Origin of the sequence: Helicobacter cetorum MIT 99-5656, assembly GCF_000259275.1 — a bacterium.
Taxonomy (GTDB): domain Bacteria; phylum Campylobacterota; class Campylobacteria; order Campylobacterales; family Helicobacteraceae; genus Helicobacter; species Helicobacter cetorum.
This window is the reverse complement of sequence record NC_017735.1, coordinates 1,083,506-1,102,274: the sequence shown is the minus strand read 5'-3', so window position 1 is coordinate 1,102,274 and position 18,769 is coordinate 1,083,506. Positions and strand designations below refer to the sequence as shown.

The following is an 18,769-nucleotide window of genomic DNA, read 5'->3' as shown; positions in this document are numbered from 1 at the left end:
AAAAAGGACATTTTTCTTTAATGATTTAGTTTTTTTGTAAATTATTATGTTATTATTATAGGAAATAGACTTTTTAGAAGGAAAATGTTGTATGAAAAAGTTTGTAGTGTTTAGGGCGCTCTGTTTGTCAGCGGTATTAGGTGGCAATTTGTTAGCGGTAGAAAGCAATGTAGAAAAGCAACTTGATATGTCAAAAGAGCATAAAGCAGTGAAAGGTGAGAAAAACGCTTGGTATGTAGGAATGAGCTATCAGGTGGGTCAGGCTTCAGAAAGTGTTAAAAACCCCCCTAAAAGTAGCCACTTTAATTACCCTAAGTTTCCTGTAGGAAAAACCGATTATTTAGCTGTTATGCAGGGCTTAGGACTCACTATAGGCTACAAGCAATTTTTTGGGGATAAACGCTGGTTTGGTATGCGTTACTATGTTTTCATGGATTATGGGCATGCGATATTTGGGGCTAATGCTTTGACTTCAGATAGTGGCGGAGCGTGTGAACTCAATAAACCATGTGCCACAAAAGTAGGGACTATGGGTAATGTCTCAGACATGTTCACTTATGGTGGTGGGATTGACACTCTGTATAATGTTATTAGCAAAGAAGATGTGAGTTTTGGCTTCTTTCTTGGGGCTCAGATTGCAGGTAACTCTTGGGGGAATACCACAGGAGGCTTTTTGGAGACCAAAAGTCCTTATAGGCATAGTTCAGCAAGCCTTACTCCTAGCATCTTTCAGTTTCTTTTTAATGTGGGGATTCGCACCCATATCGGTAAGCATCAAGGCTTTGATTTTGGCGTGAAGATTCCTACCATTAATGTCAATTATTTTAATAGGGGTGGTTTGAGTTTCACTTATCGGCGTCAATACGCCCTTTATGTGGGCTATCGCTATAGCTTTTGACCAGCAACCGGTTTTTCCTAATTGAAACAGCTCTCAATTAGGGATTTTTCACAAGTTTTGCTTTTACATTTGAACATTTCTTAAAAAAATCCATCAAAGCCTTTTGATTATGTTATGATAGCCCAAATTTTACAAGGAGTTGAGCATGCCATATTCTTCTAAGATACAATCACTTTCTGAGTCTGTTACTATCGCTATTAGCACACTTGCTAAAGAATTGAAGGCACAAGGAAAAGATATTTTGAGTTTTTCAGCGGGCGAGCCGGATTTTGATACCCCACAAGCGATTAAAGATGAAGCCATAAAAGCCCTAAATAATGGCTTCACCAAATACACTCCGGTAGCTGGAATCACTGAATTACTAAAAGCTATCGCTAATAAATTAAAACGAGAAAATCATGTGGATTATGAGCCAAGCGAAATTTTAGTGAGTAATGGGGCTAAACAGAGCTTGTTTAACGCCATTCAGGCGTTAGTAGAAGAAGGCGATGAAGTGATTATTCCTGTGCCTTTTTGGGTAACTTATCCTGAGCTTGTAAAGTATAGTGGGGGAGTGAGCAAATTTATTCAAACTAGTGAAAAAAATCATTTTAAAATTACGCCTAAACAGCTTGAAGATGCTCTAAGCCCTAAAACCAAAATGCTTATTCTTACGACTCCGTCAAATCCTACCGGTATGCTCTACAATAAAGCCGAGTTAGAAGCCTTAGGTGAAGTTCTAAAAAATACCAAAGTGCGGATATTAAGCGATGAGATTTATGAAAAGCTTGTGTATAAAGGTGAGTTTGTTTCCTGTGCAGCAGTCAGTGAAGATATGAAATTCCGCACCATCACCATCAATGGTTTGAGCAAATCAGTAGCCATGACAGGTTGGCGTATGGGTTATGCAGCGAGCAAAGATAAGAAATTAATCAAACTGATGAATAATTTGCAAAGTCAATGCACTTCTAACATCAACTCCATAACGCAAATGGCTTCCATTATTGCTCTTGAAGGCTTGGTGGATAAAGAAATTGAAATGATGCGTCAAGCTTTTCAGAAGCGTTGCGATTTAGCCTACGCCAAAATCAACGCCATTAGCTCTCTAAATGCCTTAAAACCAGAGGGAGCATTTTATCTTTTTATCAATATCGGTAGTCTTTGTAATGGGGATTCTATGCGATTTTGCCATGAGTTGTTAGAACAAGAAGGTGTGGCTTTGGTGCCTGGAAAAGCCTTTGGGTTAGAAGGTTATGTGCGTTTATCCTTTGCATGCTCAGAAGAACAGATTGAACAAGGCGTTGAGCGAATCGCTCGTTTTGTAGAAAATCTATCGCAAAAAAGATAATACTATGCAAAATGGTAAATGGTAAGGGGATTTTCCTACCATCCATGGAGTATTTAACATTATTACATAAAAGTTTGAAAAGTGTAGTTTTCATAACTAAATTAAACTTTTATCTTGCAGAGTTAGTATCATTATGAAACACCCCCTAGAAGAGCTACAAGACCCTATAGAGAACCTTTTGCTATGGATAGCTCGCTTTTTGCGTTACAAATGCACGAGCTTGTCTAATTCCCAAGTCAAAGACCAAAACAAGGTTTTTGAATGCCTAAACGAATTTCATCAAGTGCATAACTTAGAATGCTTAGAAAAAATTTGCAAAAAAGCTCGTAACGCTGGATTACTAGGTATCAACACCTATGCTAGACCATTATTTAAATTCTACGAATATGCCACAAAACTTTCTTTAGAATCGCTTAAAAGCATAGATGAAGTCATGCTCGCTGAATTTTTGAGTGTTTATACAGGAGGTTTGAGTTTAGCTACTAAAAAGAATTATAGGATTGCTTTGTTAGGACTTTTTGGTTATATAGATAAAAACAATCAAGATGCAAATGAAAAATCTTATATTTATAATATCACGCTTAAAAATATCAGTGGTATGAGTCAAAGCTCAGGCAATAAGCTCCCTACTCATTTAAATAACGAAGAATTAGACAAATTTTTAGAGAGTATTGATAAAATAGAGATGTCAGCAAAAGTGAGAGCTAGAAATCGCCTACTCATTAAAATCATTGTTTTTACAGGCATTCGCTCTAGTGAAGCCTTAGGGCTAAAAATCAAAGATTTTACTTTAGAAAATGGTTGTTATACGATTGCCATTAAAGGTAAGGGGGATAAATACAGGGTTGTCATGCTCAAAGCCTTTCATATTGAGAGCCTTTTAAAAGAATGGTTAGCAGAAAGAGAGCTATACCCTATCAAAGATGATTTATTATTTTGCAATCAAAAAGGCACAGCTTTAACGCAGGCTTATTTGTATAAACAAGTAGAACGCATCATCAATTTTGCAGGACTTAGGCGAGAAAAAAATGGGGCGCATATGCTACGCCACTCTTTTGCGACTTTGCTTTATCAAAAACGCCATGATTTGATTTTAGTTCAAGAAGCTCTTGGGCATGCGAGCTTGAATACGAGTAGGATTTATACGCATTTTGATAAAGAGCGTTTAGAAGAAGCGGCGAGCATTTGGGAAAGGAGTTGATAAAATACGAATAAACTTTAAGTTTCATTATTAAGATAAGTCTTATGGATAGTCTTTTAACCATAAAAACAAGAATTTTTTACAAAAACCTAGCCATTTCAAATTGCTTAATAAAATCACTCATGAATTCCACATTTAGGTTGCCATCTTCTCTAATAGGAAGTTTAACTTCAATGATAGGAACTTCATTAATAGTGCGACCCTCACTAACGGTTTTAAATAAACGCTCGCTAACCACTACACTTAAATAAAATTTTGCAAATTTATCCATAGAAGAATAAGACTCTCTTAAATCACAAACCATTATCAATGTTGTCGCACAAAATTCTTTTTCTAAATAAAAAGTCTTGCCCCCACCCCCATTGCCTTTTGTAACAATGCAAAACTTATCCTTAAATATAACGCTTGGTTTTTCAACAAGCCCCCCAATGCCGTTATTATCTTTTTTGGCAATTACTAACGGCACACCTTGAATAAATTTGTTTTCTAGCGTCCGCTCAATGGATTTTTTCTCACAGCCATTACTAATTTTTACAAGTAAATCATTAATTTTAAAGCGTTTATATTCGCTTTCTTTTAAATTTGAGATTAGCTTAAAATCATTTTCTTTTAAAGCTTCATTACAAAGAATTGAGCTGGCTATTTTTTCTTTCAAATATTTTTGAAAGGTATCTTTAGAAATATCTAAAGGTCTGTGCAAACTAAACGCTTCAAATAAAATCTCATCGCTAGATTTAATTTCTACTTCAATCGCTCTTAATTCGTCATAATTCCCTTTAGCTGCTTCTAAAACTTCATGCCTAATTTGAGACCAAAAAGGACTACATTCTCTATTGCTATCTTTAAGCTTAAAGCCATCATCACTACAATCTATCAATAAGGTTTTAGAGTTGTGGAACTTTTCGGTTTTATGAAAAATAGCAATTGCCGTGCATTCACCAGCATTAGGCTGGAATAAATCGCTTGGCAAAGAGACTACCATTTTTAAATCGCTTATTTTTAAACATTCATCTAATAACTCCTTACTATCCTTACCTTTTAAACAAGTCTTAGGCAAGATACTAGCTAATACCCCACCATTTTTTAGATATTTTAAAGTTTCTAGGACAAACTCTAGCTCTTTCTCGTTGCTTAGAGCAAAAGGCGGATTCATTAGCACTCTATCATAAATATTGATAAGAGTTTTAAGCTTTTTAAAGCAATCCTCATTATAAATATAACTTGCCCCATCACCATGCAACATCACATTAAGCCCTGCTAAAGTAGCGTTAAAATCATTGACTTCTATACCAATAAGTTGATTTTGTTTTATATCTTTGGCTAATTCATCACCATTAGGAATATTTTTAACTTCTTTAAACATGCGATTCATTGCCGTGATTAAAAAAGTCCCACTCCCACATGCAGGGTCTAAAATAAAGTTTTCACAACTACATTCTGCCAAATCATACATTAAATCAGCGATATGTTCAGGCGTAAAAACCTCACCCTTTTCATTTGCATCAACAGAGTTCCACCGCCTAAAAATCCTTAGGAAGTTACTCATAATATCATGCCCTAACGCATCTTTATAAGAAGTGTTGATAAAATGATAAATCGTGTTAATCTCTCTAAGAATATCTTGTAAATCTGTATCCTTAGCCTTATTTAAAGTAGGGTCTCCTAGCGTGGTTTTTAAAAATTCTTTCTTTTGTTTTCGTGTTAATGGTTGCTTGTTATCTATAATCGTTTCTAAACCCATTTGTATAGAGCGAATAATGGTTTTTGTGGAAGTGGTATCTACATCTATACCATATTGCATACACAATAAACAAGCCCCTATGAAAGGCACATTAATTTGCTTGTTAATCTTTGAAGCCCTAAACATGTCTGCTAATTGGTTTTTTATAGATACAACGAGTTCCATCAGTTTGATTAGGTAAATCTAGTTTTTTCTCAAATTCCTTGATAATTTCATATTCATCTTTTTTCATTCTAGCTAATTCCTATTTATTTTTTAACTTCTTTTTTAGTCTTAAATTTTTGCGTTCAAATTCTAACAACCACTTTTTGACTTCTACGCCCCCCACCATACCCACCTAAATCACCATTTTTACGCACCACTCTATGACAAGGCACAATCAAAGAAATAGGGTTATTATGATTTGCATTACCAATGGCTCTGCATGATTTAGGATTATTGATGAGCTTTGCGATTTCATCATAACTTCTTGTTTCACCATATGGAATTGTTAGCAGCACAAGCCAAACTTGCTTTTGAAAAGAAGTCCCTACTACAAAATCTAAAGGCAAATCAAAATCAAAAAGTTGTCCTAAAAAATAACGCTCCAAAGCTTGTATGCTCAGTTTTAGTGGGGTATTAATAGTAGTGTTGTGAGAGAAATTTACTATATCAAAATCCAATCTTAACAAATGGCTACCATTGGCACACAAATGCAAATACTCTAAAGGAAAACTCTTAGGGGTCTTAAAATAGTAGTGGTGTAAAAACATGCAAACCCAATTTAGAAAATTTTATATAAAGTTATTAACAACGAAAAACTATAAACTACCAAAATCAATCGCTTGTGCATTTTTTCGCTCAAAAGTCCTAGAATGAGCTTGATACCGACACTCACCCCAGCCAACGAGCCTAAACCCACTATAGCCCCTACCCATAAAATTTCTTTATGGATAATTTGATGGTGCATTAAGGATAATGTCCCAGAAATGGAAGAAAACAATACAAAAAACAATCCTAATGCCACGCACTTTTTAGAGTCATAGCCTAAAAAACGATGCATTAAAGGCACCATCAGTATCCCCCCACCAATTCCTAGGGTAATAGCAAACGACCCTGTAAGCATGCCAATAAGAATCAGTTTTAAACCTTGAAAATAGTAGCGTTGGACACAAAGCTTAGAATTTTGATATTTTGGTTTCAAAATAAACTGAATGATAGAATACAGCACTAAAAAAGCAAAAATTATCATTAAAATTTGAGTTGGCACTATTTTTAAAATCAGTCCGCTAAAACTAGCACCCACTAACCCCCCTACCCCCACAAACAAGCCTGAATAAAAATCAAGCGTCTTTTTTTTGAAATTCAAAATAGAGCCAACAAGAGATGAAAAGAGCATTTGTAAAATTGAAATACCGACCGCTTCTTCAAAAGAATGCCCCATAATAAGCATAACAGGCACAATGACCATGCCCCCACCAATACCAAAAATGCCTGACAAAATACCTGTAAACAGCCCAATAGCTACATACAATCCATAAATACCCATACAACAGCCCAGTCAACCCTTATATATCTACACTTTTACAACACAAGGGGTGTGAGTCTTCACAGGGCTTACTAAGAGAGAGGCTTCTCAATTCATAAGCCAACTTAATGGAAGCCATAGCATCATCTAAGCTAAACCCCCCTTGAGTTAAAATTTGTTTGTAACTTTCTGTATGTAAGTCACTAGGGTTTTGCATTAAGTTAAGCTCTTCACCTTCCATAATCATACTACGATGAACTTTCTCTTGGGCTACCCCCATATGTTCTGGGTTGACTGAAAAAAACCATCTAATCTTGGCATGTTCTAAAAAGAGTATCCCACCCACACAATCAGGCTCATCTTTATTAAGCACCTTATCCTTGACTTCTCCAAACAAGAGCAATAACATATCAAAAATATTAACCCCCATATGAGTGGCTAGTCCCCCACTCCTATCAACATCCGCTCTCCATGAAGAAAAATACCATTTCCCTTGCACACTAATATAAGTTAGGGTAATATCAAAGACTTTATTAGGATTTTTTTCTAATTCTTTTTTGACTCTTTCTTTTAAAGCTAACATACCACAATGCAAACGCAAAGGTAAAATGCTAAACACTCTTTTTTGGTGCTTAACTTCTAAATCTTTTAAATCTTGTATTTCGCTAGGGTCTAAAACCAAAGGTTTTTCACAAATCACATGCATGCCGTGTTGCAAACCAAAACGAATATAATCAAAATGTGTGTGATTAGGTGTGCAAACACTCAAGTAACTGATTTCTTTACCCATAGTTTTAGACTTTTCTAAATACTCTTCCAAATCTTCAAGATTGGTAAAAAACTCTGATTGCGGAAAATATTCATCTAAAATCCCCACACTATCATGAATATCAAAAGAACAATCCAAAAAATGACCTGTATTCATAATGGCTTGTAAATGTTTGGGAGCGATATAGCCCCCAGAACCAATCATAGCAAAAAGCATTAATATTCCTTATCTAACAAAATCTTTTCAAAAACCTATTCTATGTTAGCAAAAGATTAGCTTAAATACAGGGTGTTTAAGGGTTTTTAAAGGACTCCTGCTCTCAAAAAACCCATTTTTAGCCTGTATTACTGACAATTATGGCACTCAACAGAGCGGTCTAAGACACTTTTTTCATCTAAAGTGGGACTTTCAGAGCGTAAATAATAAGTGGATTTTAGTCCTAGTTTCCAAGCGAGCGTGTAAATTTCATGCAAGGTTTTACCGCTTGCATTTTCTATGCGTAAGAAAACATTAGTGCTTTGCCCTTGGTCAATCCACTTTTGACGCACCGCTGCAACTTTGATTAAATCTTTGGCGTCAATATCATAGGCAGATGTATAAAAATTCCAAGTTTCTAAGCTCAAATTAGGCACAACTACAGGAATGAGTCCGCTCAAATTTTCTTCAAACCATTTTTTCTTATAAATAGGCTCAATAGTTTGAGTGGTGCCAACTAAAATTGAGATAGAGCTAGTGGGAGCAATCGCCATTAAATAGCCATTACGCATGCCATTTGTTTTGACCTTTTCTCTTAAACTTTGCCAATCGCAAGTGTAATTAAAAAGCCCTCTTTCTGTAAGTTTTAAGGCTTCTTTATTCGCTTCATCAATCGGAAAAATACCCTTACTCCAACTAGAGCCTTCAAAATCCTTATAAACCCCCTTTTCTTTAGCCAAATTCGCACTTGTACCAATCGCATAGTAGCTGATTTGCTCCATTAAAGAATCAATTTTTTCTAAATGTTCTTTAGAACCCCAAGCGATTTTATTTTCTGCAAGCATTTGAGCTTCGCCCATAACCCCTAGCCCTATCGCTCTGTTTTGTAAATTTGTGGCTTTGACTTTGCGGTTAGGATAGAAATTCAAATCAATCACATTATCTAATAGCCTTACCATAATCGGCACAACTCTTTTAATATCTTCTTCAGTGTTAATCTTGCTTAAATTGATACTTGCTAGATTACACACAGCCGTTTGCCCATCTTTTGCAATTTTAGTAGCGATATAGATTTGCTTGCCCTTAAGGGTGTCTGTGCTAGTGAGCTTGTTAGCCGTTTTAGTGATATGGCTATCTGTGGTAACTAATTCTTTTTCTTCAAAAAATTCCATAGTGCCATCAGTGTATTCTACTTGCATGTAGTAGTGGTTTGGGGCGGTATTTTGAAAAATCTCAGTGCAGAGATTAGATGAACGAATGATACCTGCATGAGCGTTTGGATTACACCTATTTGCGTTGTCTTTAAAGGCTAAGAAAGGTAAGCCCGCTTCAAAATAATTCATTAAAACCTTTTTCCATAAGTCTTTAGCGTTAATGTATTCTTTAATGATTGTGGGGTCTTTTTCATACTCTAAATAGCGTTTTTCAAACTCTTCTCCATAAAGTTCAGCCAAGTCTTTACACTCATAAGGGTCAAACAAAGTCCACATAGCATCTTCTAAAACCCTTTTCATAAACAAATCGCACACCCAAAGGGCTGGAAATAAATCATGGGCCCTTCTTCTCTCATCGCCACTATTTTTTCTTAAGTCAATAAACTCCATCACATCAATGTGCCAAATCTCTAAATACACCGCAATCGCACCTTTTCGTGTGCCTAGCTGGTCTACTGCAATAGCCACATCATTAGCGATTTTTAAGAATGGAATCGTGCCTGCACTTGCATTTTTATGCCCATCAATATAACTTCCAATGGAACGCACTAAAGAAAAATCCCAGCCAATGCCCCCACCATATTTGGATAATAACGCCATTTCCTTATAGCTATCAAAAATCCCTTCAATATTATCAGGCGTGCTACCAATATAGCATGAGCTTAGTTGGTGCTTTGTAGTGCGAGCGTTTGCTAGAGTTGGGGTTGCACACATCGCTTCAAATTTGCTTAAAACTTCATAAAACTCTAAAGCGATTTTATTAGGTTCTTCTTCGTTTTGAGCTAAAAACATTGCAATACTCATAAACATGTGTTGGGGTAATTCAATAGGGTTATTATCCGTATCTTTTAATAAATAGCGGTCATACAAAGTCTTAATACCCAAGTAATTGAATTGAAAATCCCTTTCAGGCTTGATTTGACTATTTAAAAATTCCAAATCAAATTTTTCTTTAAACCCCTTAAGAATCCGCCCCTTTTCTTCAGCGTTTTCAAAATACTCTTTTAAATGCCTATAGCCGGTAAATCCGCTCACTTTATGATACAAATCGTATAAAAAGAGTCTTGATGCCACAAAGCTCCAGTTAGGTGTATCAATATCTATCTTATCTACAGCGGTTTTAATTAAGGTTTGCTGGATTTCTTCGGTAGTAATCTTATCTCTAAACTGCAACCTTGCATCTACTTCTAGCTCACTCTGACTCACGCCTTCTAAATTGTCTGTAGCGTCTTTAGTGTATTTTTGAATTTTTGTAATATCTAAAGGTTCAATACGCCCATTGCGTTTAACTACCGTAATCAAAATTTATCCTTAAATCAAATCGTTACTTTTTAAAAGCTTGGCATTATAGTAGTAAAGTGCTTAAATTAAAATTCACGCTTAAGACTTTTTAAAAAACTTAAAATAGCCATTTTCAAAGTTGGTTTGAGTGGTGCGTGAAAGACTCAATGAACCACTAGGAATATCTTTAGTTGCTGTTGTGCCACTACCTATTAAGACATTAGAGCCGATGTTGATAGGGGCAACAAGCTGGCTATCGCTCCCTATAAAAACATTTTCGCCAATAATGGTTTTATGCTTGTTTTTACCATCATAATTACAAGTAATCACGCCAGCTCCAACATTCGTATTTTTTCCTATCTCGCAATCTCCTAAATAGCTCAAATGTCCTGCTTTTGTGCCTTGAAGTTTTGCATTCTTCACTTCAACATAGTTGCCTATAGAACTTTCTTTTAGAACAGATTTAGGACGCACATGGGCAAAGGGTCCTATGCTACTATTGATAATTTCGCTATCTTCTATAACGCTATAAGCTTTAATGTGAGCGTTTTCTATTTGACAAATCCCACTAATGCGCACCCCTTGTTCTAAGATACATGCGCCCTTAAAACTAACGCCTTTTTCTAAGTAAATGCTACTTGGTAATTGCATAATAACCCCTAAATCCATAGCATTCTTTTTCAATCTCTCTAACATAATCTCTTCAGCCCTAGCTCTTTCTACTTGGCAATTTACCCCCAAAAAACATTCTTCTTCTAATAAAATTGCATTGATTTTTTCATTTATGCCTAGTGCGATTAAATCCGTGAGATAATATTCTAATTGAGCGTTTTGATTAGTTAGCTTGGGCAAATATTTTTCCAAAAACTTTCTTTCAAACAAATACACTCCAGCATTCACGCTTTTAATTTCTTTTTCTTTAGTATTAGCGTCCTTTTCTTCTACAATCTTTTTAACTTGATGATTTTCTAAAACAATGCGTCCATAACCTTTAGGATGAGCTAAATTTAGCATGCCTATGGCGTTATGGTTGCTTTCTAATAAAGGGGCTAGAGCGTTTTTAGTGATTAAGGGCATGTCCGCATTCAAAATTAAAATTTTTTCATATTGAGTGGGAATAGGCGTTTTATCTTCTAGCATGATAGCCCCACCTGTTCCTGAATACTTTTCTATTATTTGAGTGTGAAAAATGACTTTATCAAAACGCTTTATGACCGCTTCTTTAATACGCTCTTTTTGATGGTGCAAGATGAGATGCACATCATCACTCATTGAAAAAGCCACTTCTAAAATGTGAAACAACATAGGCTCTCCACAAATGGTGTGTAAGCTCTTAGGCAAGCTAGAATGCATGCGAGTGCCTTTGCCAGCGGCTAGTATGATTACAGAAAGCATTGAAATCCTTAAATTTAGGGGGTTATTTTAGGGAATTTTAACATGCATTGTCTTATAATTTGGCTTGTGTTTTTAATCAAATGTTTAAGGCTAGAATTTTGCGTTTCTTAAAAATCATTCTTTTGATACTTGCTATCATTTATCCTTTAATGAGTGCAGATAGCACCTTGCCTAGTGTCAATCTTTCTTTAAACGCTCCCACAGAGCCTAAGCAACTTGTAACCACGCTTAATGTAGTCGCTTTACTCACACTCTTAGTTTTAGCTCCATCACTGATTTTAGTGATGACAAGTTTCACTCGTTTGATTGTGGTTTTTGGCTTTTTAAGAACCGCTTTAGGCACGCAACAAACCCCACCCACTCAAATTCTAGTCTCACTCTCTTTAATATTAACTTTTTTTATCATGGAACCTAGCTTGAAAAAGGCTTATGAAAATGGCATTAAACCCTACATGGATAAAAAGATTTCTTATACTGAAGCGTTTGAAAAAAGCGCTTTACCCTTCAAAGAATTTATGCTTAAAAACACACGAGAAAAGGATTTAGCCCTTTTTTTTAGGATTAGAAACTTGCCTAATCCCAAAACCCCTAATGATGTGAGCTTGAGTGTTTTAATCCCAGCGTTTATGATAAGCGAATTAAAAACGGCGTTTCAGATCGGCTTTTTACTCTACTTACCTTTTTTAGTGATTGATATGGTTATAAGCTCTATTTTAATGGCAATGGGTATGATGATGCTCCCACCTGTAATGATTTCCCTACCCTTTAAAATCTTAGTGTTTATTTTAGTAGATGGGTTTAATTTATTGACAGAAAATTTAGTAGCGAGTTTTAAAATGACTTAGTAGTTTAAAGGTATTAAGCCATAACTTATATGGATTAATAGAGAAAGGGTATTGTAAACAGCATGAAATAAAGGGTTAAAAAGCAAAAACTTTTAACCCCTATCAAAGCACAGCAATAATTACCATAAATCATCTTTAAAAAATGGTTTTTATATAAAATTCTGTCAGTCTTGTGATTTTTTACTTTCGCTCTCACACCCCATAATCCCTACGACTATAACCCCTGCTATTATCAGCTTTAAAACACCTTTAATCATTTTAAACCTTTAATTTATTTGATTAAATTTTAACATATTAGCCCCTAGTTTAATACGGATTAACCGACTGGATATTATCAGAGCTTGGCACATCATCATCTTTATTTTTAGCGTTGCTACTTGTCTCTTTTAGATTGTTGGTAGGAAAGCCATAAGCATTCAATTTAGCTCTGTAAGTGTTTTCTATTTTTTCTTTTGCTTGTTTTAGTTTATCTTGGTGTGTTTTGTCGTTCATTAGCTCTTTGGTAGGAATAACATCTTCAAAATACCCCATTTGTTGTTTGAAAGCAAAGCTTTGCATTTGCTTCATTAGGGCTAGAGTTTTATTCATAAAGCTTAGATTTTGAGCGATTTCTAAAGTAGTTTCTAGGCTTAGTTGTTGAAATCTGTGTTTGTAGTCATTAAATACTTGTGCTGTTGCTCCGCCTTTTTTATTAGCGATAGCTTGACTATACTCCAAATTGAGTTCATCAAATTTATCTTTCAAGCGTTTAATATTAAGCGTGCCATTAGTAACACACTCTTCTTTGTTGTCTCTTAGTTCTTTTTTACAATAGCCTTTTTTAGCGTTTTCATCATTAAATCCTAGCGTTGCTCATAGATTTTCTTTTTTCTGCTCTATCTTTTGCAAATTGTTCGCACTATTCAATCTTATTTGTTCATACATCTATGTTTTTTATATAAAAACTTTTTTGTTTTTGATTTTAACTTCACACACCATAGCATCTAGTATATAAAGGCTTGAGCATCAAAAAGCTTTTACTTTAAAATTAACGCCTTTTGATTAGCCTATAGATTTTCTTTAACGGTGCATGGATTTTTAAAACTTTAAGGGTTTCAAAAAATACAAATTTAAACCCCCAACGCGAACAATAAGGCTTCAAAGACTTAAAATAGCGGATTCTGTCATCTATATACATGTTTGCATATTTTAAGCTTTCACTCTTTATCACAGCTTTATGGACAAACACATATTTAAAATAATGTCTAAAAAACCATTTTGGCATGTCAAATAAAATTCCAGTCATTACTCTCCTAGGACCAAAACAATAAGTTGTAGCAATGATATTGCTATAATACTCTGAATTTTCATTCAACAGCAAAGTATAGTCGTTAAAAAATGGGGTCTTAGCTAAAGCGTTTAGCCATAAATTTGCCTTAAGCTCTAGTGGATTATTCCAAGGTTTGCCTGCTGCCGTGAAATAATTGTAGTCATAGTGAATAATAATTGGATTATCTAGGGCTTCCTTAATATGAGGATGATCCCCCTTATACAAGCACGCCCATAAAGACTCTTGGTTGTTTTTATAAAAATCATAATAATTTGGTGCTACACAATATTTTACACCCAATCGTGCGATATGTGGCCAGCAATGGTTTGTAAGTTCTGGCTCAGTGCGAATATTTTGGTTATTTAAAATATTCAAAACTTTTTGTGCAAAATGGTTTTTGCGTTGGTAAGCTAAGTTGCAAAACAAAAAACCCTCATACATATGGTTGTCTGCTGGAGGAAAATGCTGGCTAGAGAATACGCCATGGAAATAATTTGTGTCATTCTCATCAATTTTTAAAAAATCATCGCTAAATTCTTGACAAAAAATAACATCTACATCACTAAAAACGACCTTTTCATACTCTAAAAACAACTCGCTCAAAAAATATTTAACTAATACGATTTTGGCAAAACGCTTTAAAAAACGTTCACTAAAAGGGTTTTTAAGCGTGTTTAAGAAATCCGAGATATCTTTGTGTTGCAGAGTAGCAAACTCTTTAAAGGGCTCCACAATTTGATGCAATTTGGCAATATCTTCATCAGTAAGACCAATCGTTAAGGCATGTAAGGTGTAATATACTTTCTTGTCTGCCTTTTTAATGCTATCCAAGAGCGAATAAAAACATGCTCCAGCTGTAAAAAGATAATTCCTATCAAAGGTAAAAACAATAGGAATATGGGGGTATTTCTCGCTTTTAAACAAAGAATTCTTTCTGTTTTCTTTGTTTTTTATTGGTGGGGGGGGGGTAAATTTGACACAAATACAACTCCATTCTTTGTTTTAGTTTTGCTTAATCTTAGCACATTTATCCCAACAAAGCGAAAAACTCCGTCCTTTAGGGCGGAGATGTAAGCGTCAATAGCCGTTAGGCTATTTTTTAGTGTCATTTAACCTAAAAACAAAAGGTTAGCAAATCTAATGTGGTGTTTCTTGCTCTTGGATATATTGCTTAATGATTTCTAAAGGAGCACCCCCACAGCTTCCAGCAAAATAACTAGGCGACCATAAATGATTGCCCCACAAAGTAGCTTTAACATTTTTAAAATTTTGTTGTCTAACCAAACGACTACTAACACCCTTTAAAGAATTAACTAACCTACTAACACTAACTTTTGGTGGATAATTGATAAGTAAATGCACATGGTCGCTTTCCCCATCAAATTCTACTAACTCGCTTTCAAAGTCTTTGCATACCTTAGCAAATACAGAACCTAAAAAGTCTATAACTTCTTTGTTGAATGCTTTACGCCTATATTTAGTTACAAATACTAAATGCACATGCATTAAAAAAACACAATGTCTGCCATGTCTAATATTATCAATTTGTTTCATAGACCAAGTTTAACTAAATTATGCTAAAATCTTTCTATGAAAGTAAATAAGGGCTTTAAATTTCGTTTGTATCCTACCAAAGAGCAACAGACCAAATTACAACACTCTTTTTTTGTCTATAACCAAGCCTATAACATTTGCTTAAATCTACAACAAGAGCAATACGAAAAAAACAAAGATTTACCCACTAAACAAAGAAAATGGCAAAAATCAAGCGAATTAGATAGTGCGATTAAGCACCATTTAAAAGCTAGGAATTTAAGTTTTAGTAGTGTAGTCGCTCAACAATCACGCATGAATGCAGAAAGAGCCTTAAGAGATGCCTTTAAAGTCAAAAATAGGGGCTTTCCTAAATTTAAAAACTCTAAATTTGCTAAACAAAGTTTTACTTGGAATAATCAAGGCTTTTCTATCAAAGACTTTAACGAACGCTTTAAGATGTTTAACTTAATGAAAATGCCCTTAAAAATGCGTATGCATAGAGACTTACCCCTTAATGCTAAGATTAAACAAATCGTAGTCTCTTGCTCTCATCAAAAATATTTTGTTAGTTTTAGCATAGAATACGAAAAAGAGCTTAACACTATTAAAGAGCCTAGAAATTGTGTCGGTGTGGACTTAAATATCTATGATATAGCTTTAAGCGTTGATTTAAAAGAATATGAAAAACTAACCGACCTAGAACAATACCAAAAAGACATGAAAGAACTAGGTTTAAAAGTAGATGAAAATATCAATCTAAAACGACTTATTCCTACTTATTCTAAACTACATTCTTTTAAAAAATACTCTAAAGAATTTAAAAGACTACAAAGAAAACAAAGCCGTAGGGTTTTAAAATCTAAACAAAATAAAATCAAACTAGGAGGTAATTTTTACAAAACTCAAAAAAAATTAAACAAAGCCTTTGATAAATCAAGCTATCAAAAACTAGACAGATACCATAAAATCACAAGCGAACTTTCAAAGCAATTTGAATTGATAGTAGTTGAAGACTTACAAATTAAGAACATGACCAAAAGAGCCAAACTCAAAAATGTTAAACAAAAGAGTGGGCTTAATAAGTCTATACTAAATACTTCATTCTATCAAATCATCTCTTTTTTAGACTACAAACAACAGCATAATGGCAAATTGTTAGTGAAAGCTCCCCCACAATATACGAGTAAAACTTGTCATAGTTGTGGGCAAATCAACCACGAGCTTAAATTAAATCATAGAGAATATCTGTGTCAAAATTGCGGATATATAGAGCATAGAGATATAAACGCCGCAAGTAATATTTTAAGCAAAGGGTTAAGTCTTCTTGGGTTAGGAAATAGCCTTGCAGACTTTAAAGAGCAAAGCCTTTCGTATTAGCATTCAGTAGGGTGCTTTAGTTAGGAAGCTCCTCGCTTTAGCGAGGGGTGTTTCACTCTAAAAATAAAACAAGTGATAACTTTTATTAGCTAAAATTATACTCTCTAAAAAACCATTCTAATAACTTCACACCAAATAAACATAAAGAAATCTTAGATTTCTTTAAAAAAAGACTTTAATTACATAAAAAGCTATGAGCGAGAACACATACGCTACTACCGTTGTAAACACAAATAAATACGCCACAAACTTTATCCCTCCAGCTTCTCTTCCAAAAGTAATCGTAGCTGCAAAACAAGGAATGTAAAACATCACAAACACGATAAAGGCAATCCCACTAGGCACGCTCACATCTTTTCTAATTATCTCTCTAAAGGCACTAGATTTTTCATCTTCATCTTCTAAAGAAAATAACACCCCAAGAGTTGAAACCACCACTTCTTTAGCCATAAATCCAGTAACAAGTGATACACTCAAACGCCAATCAAACTCCATAGGGATAAAGACTTTTTCTAAATACACCCCTGCTCTTCCCACAAGGCTATTTTCTAAATTCTTTTTATCTAATTCTATTTTTAATTCTTTTAATTTTTCTTCTTTAGCTTCTTGTGAAAGGCTAGTATCTTTTTTAATCAATAAGCTTTCTTGTTTATAAGTTTTCATAGCCACATCATTTTTAGGGTATTGAGACATAAACCAAATCAAAATCGCTCCCATTAAAATATAAGTCCCAGCTTTTTTGAGATAAGAAAGCGATTTGGTATAGATGCTAAACCAAACCATTCTAGCACTAGGAAAGCGGTATTTTGGCATTTCCATAATAAAAGATTCTGTTTGTCCTTTAAACACGCTTAGTTTTAATAGTTTTGCCATCACTAGTGCCACAATCGCCCCTAAAACATAAATGCAAAACAGCACAAATCCTGCGCTTGAAGAGGGAAAAAACGAGCCTACAAACAACACATAAATAGGAAGTCTTGCAGAACAACTCATAAAACCAATCACAAAAAGCGTGATTAATCGTTCATTATGATTTTGTAAAGTTCTTGTTGCCATGTAAGCTGGCACAGAGCAACCAAAACCTATAATTAAAGGTATGAAGCTCTTTCCATGCAAGCCAAATTTATGCAATATTCCGTCTAGTAAAAACGCCACCCTACTCATATAGCCTGTGGTCTCTAGTAAAGAAATTCCAAAATATAGCACTACGATTAAAGGTAAGAACGAAACCGTAGCCCCCACTCCCCCAATAATCCCATCGCCTATTAAAGACGCTAAATCTTCATTAGCCACATGCTCTTTGATACTATCAGTTAAAAAATTAAACCCAACTTCCACCACTTCTTGTAACGCCCCCCCTATTAAAAAGCTCAAAGAAAAAATGATTAGCATAAACCCCAAGAAAATCAAAATGCCATAACGCTCATGCATTAAAATCTTATCAATCTTATAAGTGCGTTCAAAACTCACATTGTGCTTATGCTCATTAGTAACTAAGTTAGCCGCCCTTTTAGCTAAGCTGCTATATTCCAAGCATTGATTAAAGCTTTGGGATTGGACCTTTATATTTTCATTATTTAATATATTTTGAGAATAAAGCGTTACAATCTCATCTAATAAATGCTCTGTATTTAAGCTAGTCTCTTTGGAGCGAGCACTCGTAGGCACACATACAACCCCTAATTCTTCAGAAAGTTTTTCTATATCAATACTGATACCTTCCTTCTGTGCTTCATCCCACATATTGAGTGCAAGCAACATTTTTTTATTCGTATCTAGTAGTTGAAAGCTTAAGGCTAAATTACGCTCTAAATTAGTAGAGTCTACTACATTGACAATTAAGTCGTATTTTTCATTTTCTAAAAAGTCTTTAGTAACTTTTTCTTCAGTAGTGAAGTCATTGAGTGCGTAAGTGCCGGGTAAATCAATGATAGTGATTTTATGCTCTTTGTGAATCAAACTCACTTCCATTTTATCCACGGTAACTCCGGCAAAATTCCCTACTTTCAAATGAGCGTTACTGAGTGCATTAATCAGAGATGACTTCCCCACATTAGGCTGTCCTACAAGTGCGATAATAATTTCTTTCATTCCTAATTGACTCTCCAAATAAAGTTATTTTTCAATCTTAATATAGTTCTCAAATTAAATTTGGTATTATAGCATTCTAAACT

General features: G+C 34.7%; 13 protein-coding genes and 2 pseudogenes. 5 read left to right on the top strand and 10 right to left on the bottom strand.

Features of this window, described 5'->3' with window-relative positions:
• The first annotated feature begins 91 nt into the window (after positions 1-91).
• The 3 genes from HCD_RS05275 to xerH all read left to right on the top strand — a co-directional run bounded on the left by HCD_RS05275 (position 92) and on the right by xerH (position 3,426).
• A complete protein-coding gene (locus HCD_RS05275) occupies positions 92-898 on the top strand; it encodes an outer membrane protein (RefSeq protein ID WP_014659540.1) in 807 nt (268 codons plus the stop codon).
• A gap of 145 nt (positions 899-1,043) precedes the next feature.
• On the top strand, positions 1,044-2,225 hold the full coding sequence (locus tag HCD_RS05270) for a pyridoxal phosphate-dependent aminotransferase (protein WP_014659539.1): 1,182 nt from the start codon (positions 1,044-1,046) through the stop codon (positions 2,223-2,225).
• Between the two features lie 133 nt (positions 2,226-2,358).
• A complete protein-coding gene (gene xerH / locus HCD_RS05265; RefSeq protein WP_014659538.1) occupies positions 2,359-3,426 on the top strand; it encodes a tyrosine recombinase XerH in 1,068 nt (355 codons plus the stop codon).
• A 79-nt stretch (positions 3,427-3,505) separates the two neighbouring features.
• On the opposite strand, the gene HCD_RS05260 is transcribed toward xerH, so the two are convergent.
• From HCD_RS05260 to glmU, 6 genes and pseudogenes are all read right to left on the bottom strand, one after another.
• Entirely contained in the window at positions 3,506-5,332 is a 1,827-nt protein-coding gene (locus tag HCD_RS05260; RefSeq protein ID WP_081482786.1) for an HsdM family class I SAM-dependent methyltransferase, read from the bottom strand.
• Positions 5,333-5,411: 79 nt separating this feature from the next.
• Positions 5,412-5,919 (bottom strand): annotated as a pseudogene (locus tag HCD_RS05255) (methylated-DNA--[protein]-cysteine S-methyltransferase).
• Positions 5,920-5,930: 11 nt separating this feature from the next.
• Positions 5,931-6,695 carry a sulfite exporter TauE/SafE family protein gene (locus HCD_RS05250; RefSeq protein ID WP_014659535.1) on the bottom strand — a complete coding sequence of 255 codons (765 nt, stop codon included), beginning with the start codon at positions 6,693-6,695 and terminating at the stop codon, positions 5,931-5,933.
• A gap of 19 nt (positions 6,696-6,714) precedes the next feature.
• Complete coding sequence (locus HCD_RS05245) at positions 6,715-7,659, bottom strand: Gfo/Idh/MocA family protein (protein ID WP_014659534.1); 945 nt, start codon at positions 7,657-7,659, stop codon at positions 6,715-6,717.
• Positions 7,660-7,787: 128 nt separating this feature from the next.
• Entirely contained in the window at positions 7,788-10,154 is a 2,367-nt protein-coding gene (locus HCD_RS05240) for a ribonucleoside-diphosphate reductase subunit alpha (RefSeq protein ID WP_014659533.1), read from the bottom strand.
• Between the two features lie 78 nt (positions 10,155-10,232).
• On the bottom strand, positions 10,233-11,528 hold the full coding sequence (gene glmU, locus HCD_RS05235) for a bifunctional UDP-N-acetylglucosamine diphosphorylase/glucosamine-1-phosphate N-acetyltransferase GlmU (protein ID WP_014659532.1): 1,296 nt from the start codon (positions 11,526-11,528) through the stop codon (positions 10,233-10,235).
• An 80-nt stretch (positions 11,529-11,608) separates the two neighbouring features.
• On the opposite strand from glmU, the gene fliP reads away from it, so the two are divergent.
• Positions 11,609-12,373 carry a flagellar type III secretion system pore protein FliP gene (fliP, locus tag HCD_RS05230; protein WP_411269454.1) on the top strand — a complete coding sequence of 255 codons (765 nt, stop codon included), beginning with the start codon at positions 11,609-11,611 and terminating at the stop codon, positions 12,371-12,373.
• A gap of 306 nt (positions 12,374-12,679) precedes the next feature.
• Here fliP and HCD_RS05225 read toward each other — a convergent pair.
• The 3 genes and pseudogenes from HCD_RS05225 to tnpA all read right to left on the bottom strand — a co-directional run.
• Positions 12,680-13,222, bottom strand: a pseudogene (locus HCD_RS05225) (hypothetical protein); the annotation flags it as partial.
• A gap of 178 nt (positions 13,223-13,400) precedes the next feature.
• Positions 13,401-14,606, bottom strand: coding sequence for a glycosyltransferase (locus HCD_RS05220; protein WP_014659529.1), 1,206 nt, complete (start codon positions 14,604-14,606; stop codon positions 13,401-13,403).
• Positions 14,607-14,819: 213 nt separating this feature from the next.
• Positions 14,820-15,236: an IS200/IS605 family transposase gene (tnpA, locus tag HCD_RS05215; RefSeq protein ID WP_014658764.1), complete on the bottom strand. Its 417-nt coding sequence runs from the start codon at positions 15,234-15,236 to the stop codon at positions 14,820-14,822.
• 36 nt (positions 15,237-15,272) lie between these two features.
• Here tnpA and HCD_RS05210 point away from each other — a divergent pair, with 36 nt between their 5' ends.
• Positions 15,273-16,595, top strand: a complete 1,323-nt coding sequence (locus HCD_RS05210) for an RNA-guided endonuclease InsQ/TnpB family protein (RefSeq protein ID WP_014658798.1) — start codon at positions 15,273-15,275, stop codon at positions 16,593-16,595.
• 162 nt (positions 16,596-16,757) lie between these two features.
• Here the strand turns inward: HCD_RS05210 and feoB are convergent, their stop codons facing one another.
• Complete coding sequence (gene feoB, locus HCD_RS05205) at positions 16,758-18,686, bottom strand: ferrous iron transport protein B (protein WP_014659528.1); 1,929 nt, start codon at positions 18,684-18,686, stop codon at positions 16,758-16,760.
• Positions 18,687-18,769: the final 83 nt, after the last annotated feature.

Bases quoted from the DNA above. Each gene is read 5' to 3' on its own strand.
- HCD_RS05275 (WP_014659540.1), top strand. From the start codon at position 92: ATGAAAAAGTTTGTAGTGTTTAGGGCGCTCTGTTTGTCAGCGGTATTA.
- HCD_RS05250 (WP_014659535.1), bottom strand. From the start codon at position 6,695: ATGGGTATTTATGGATTGTATGTAGCTATTGGGCTGTTTACAGGTATT.
- feoB (WP_014659528.1), bottom strand. From the start codon at position 18,686: ATGAAAGAAATTATTATCGCACTTGTAGGACAGCCTAATGTGGGGAAG.
- HCD_RS05210 (WP_014658798.1), top strand. From the start codon at position 15,273: ATGAAAGTAAATAAGGGCTTTAAATTTCGTTTGTATCCTACCAAAGAG.
- glmU (WP_014659532.1), bottom strand. From the start codon at position 11,528: ATGCTTTCTGTAATCATACTAGCCGCTGGCAAAGGCACTCGCATGCAT.
- HCD_RS05245 (WP_014659534.1), bottom strand. From the start codon at position 7,659: ATGCTTTTTGCTATGATTGGTTCTGGGGGCTATATCGCTCCCAAACAT.
- HCD_RS05260 (WP_081482786.1), bottom strand. From the start codon at position 5,332: ATGGAACTCGTTGTATCTATAAAAAACCAATTAGCAGACATGTTTAGG.
- tnpA (WP_014658764.1), bottom strand. From the start codon at position 15,236: ATGAAACAAATTGATAATATTAGACATGGCAGACATTGTGTTTTTTTA.
- fliP (WP_411269454.1), top strand. From the start codon at position 11,609: ATGTTTAAGGCTAGAATTTTGCGTTTCTTAAAAATCATTCTTTTGATA.
- HCD_RS05270 (WP_014659539.1), top strand. From the start codon at position 1,044: ATGCCATATTCTTCTAAGATACAATCACTTTCTGAGTCTGTTACTATC.
- xerH (WP_014659538.1), top strand. From the start codon at position 2,359: ATGAAACACCCCCTAGAAGAGCTACAAGACCCTATAGAGAACCTTTTG.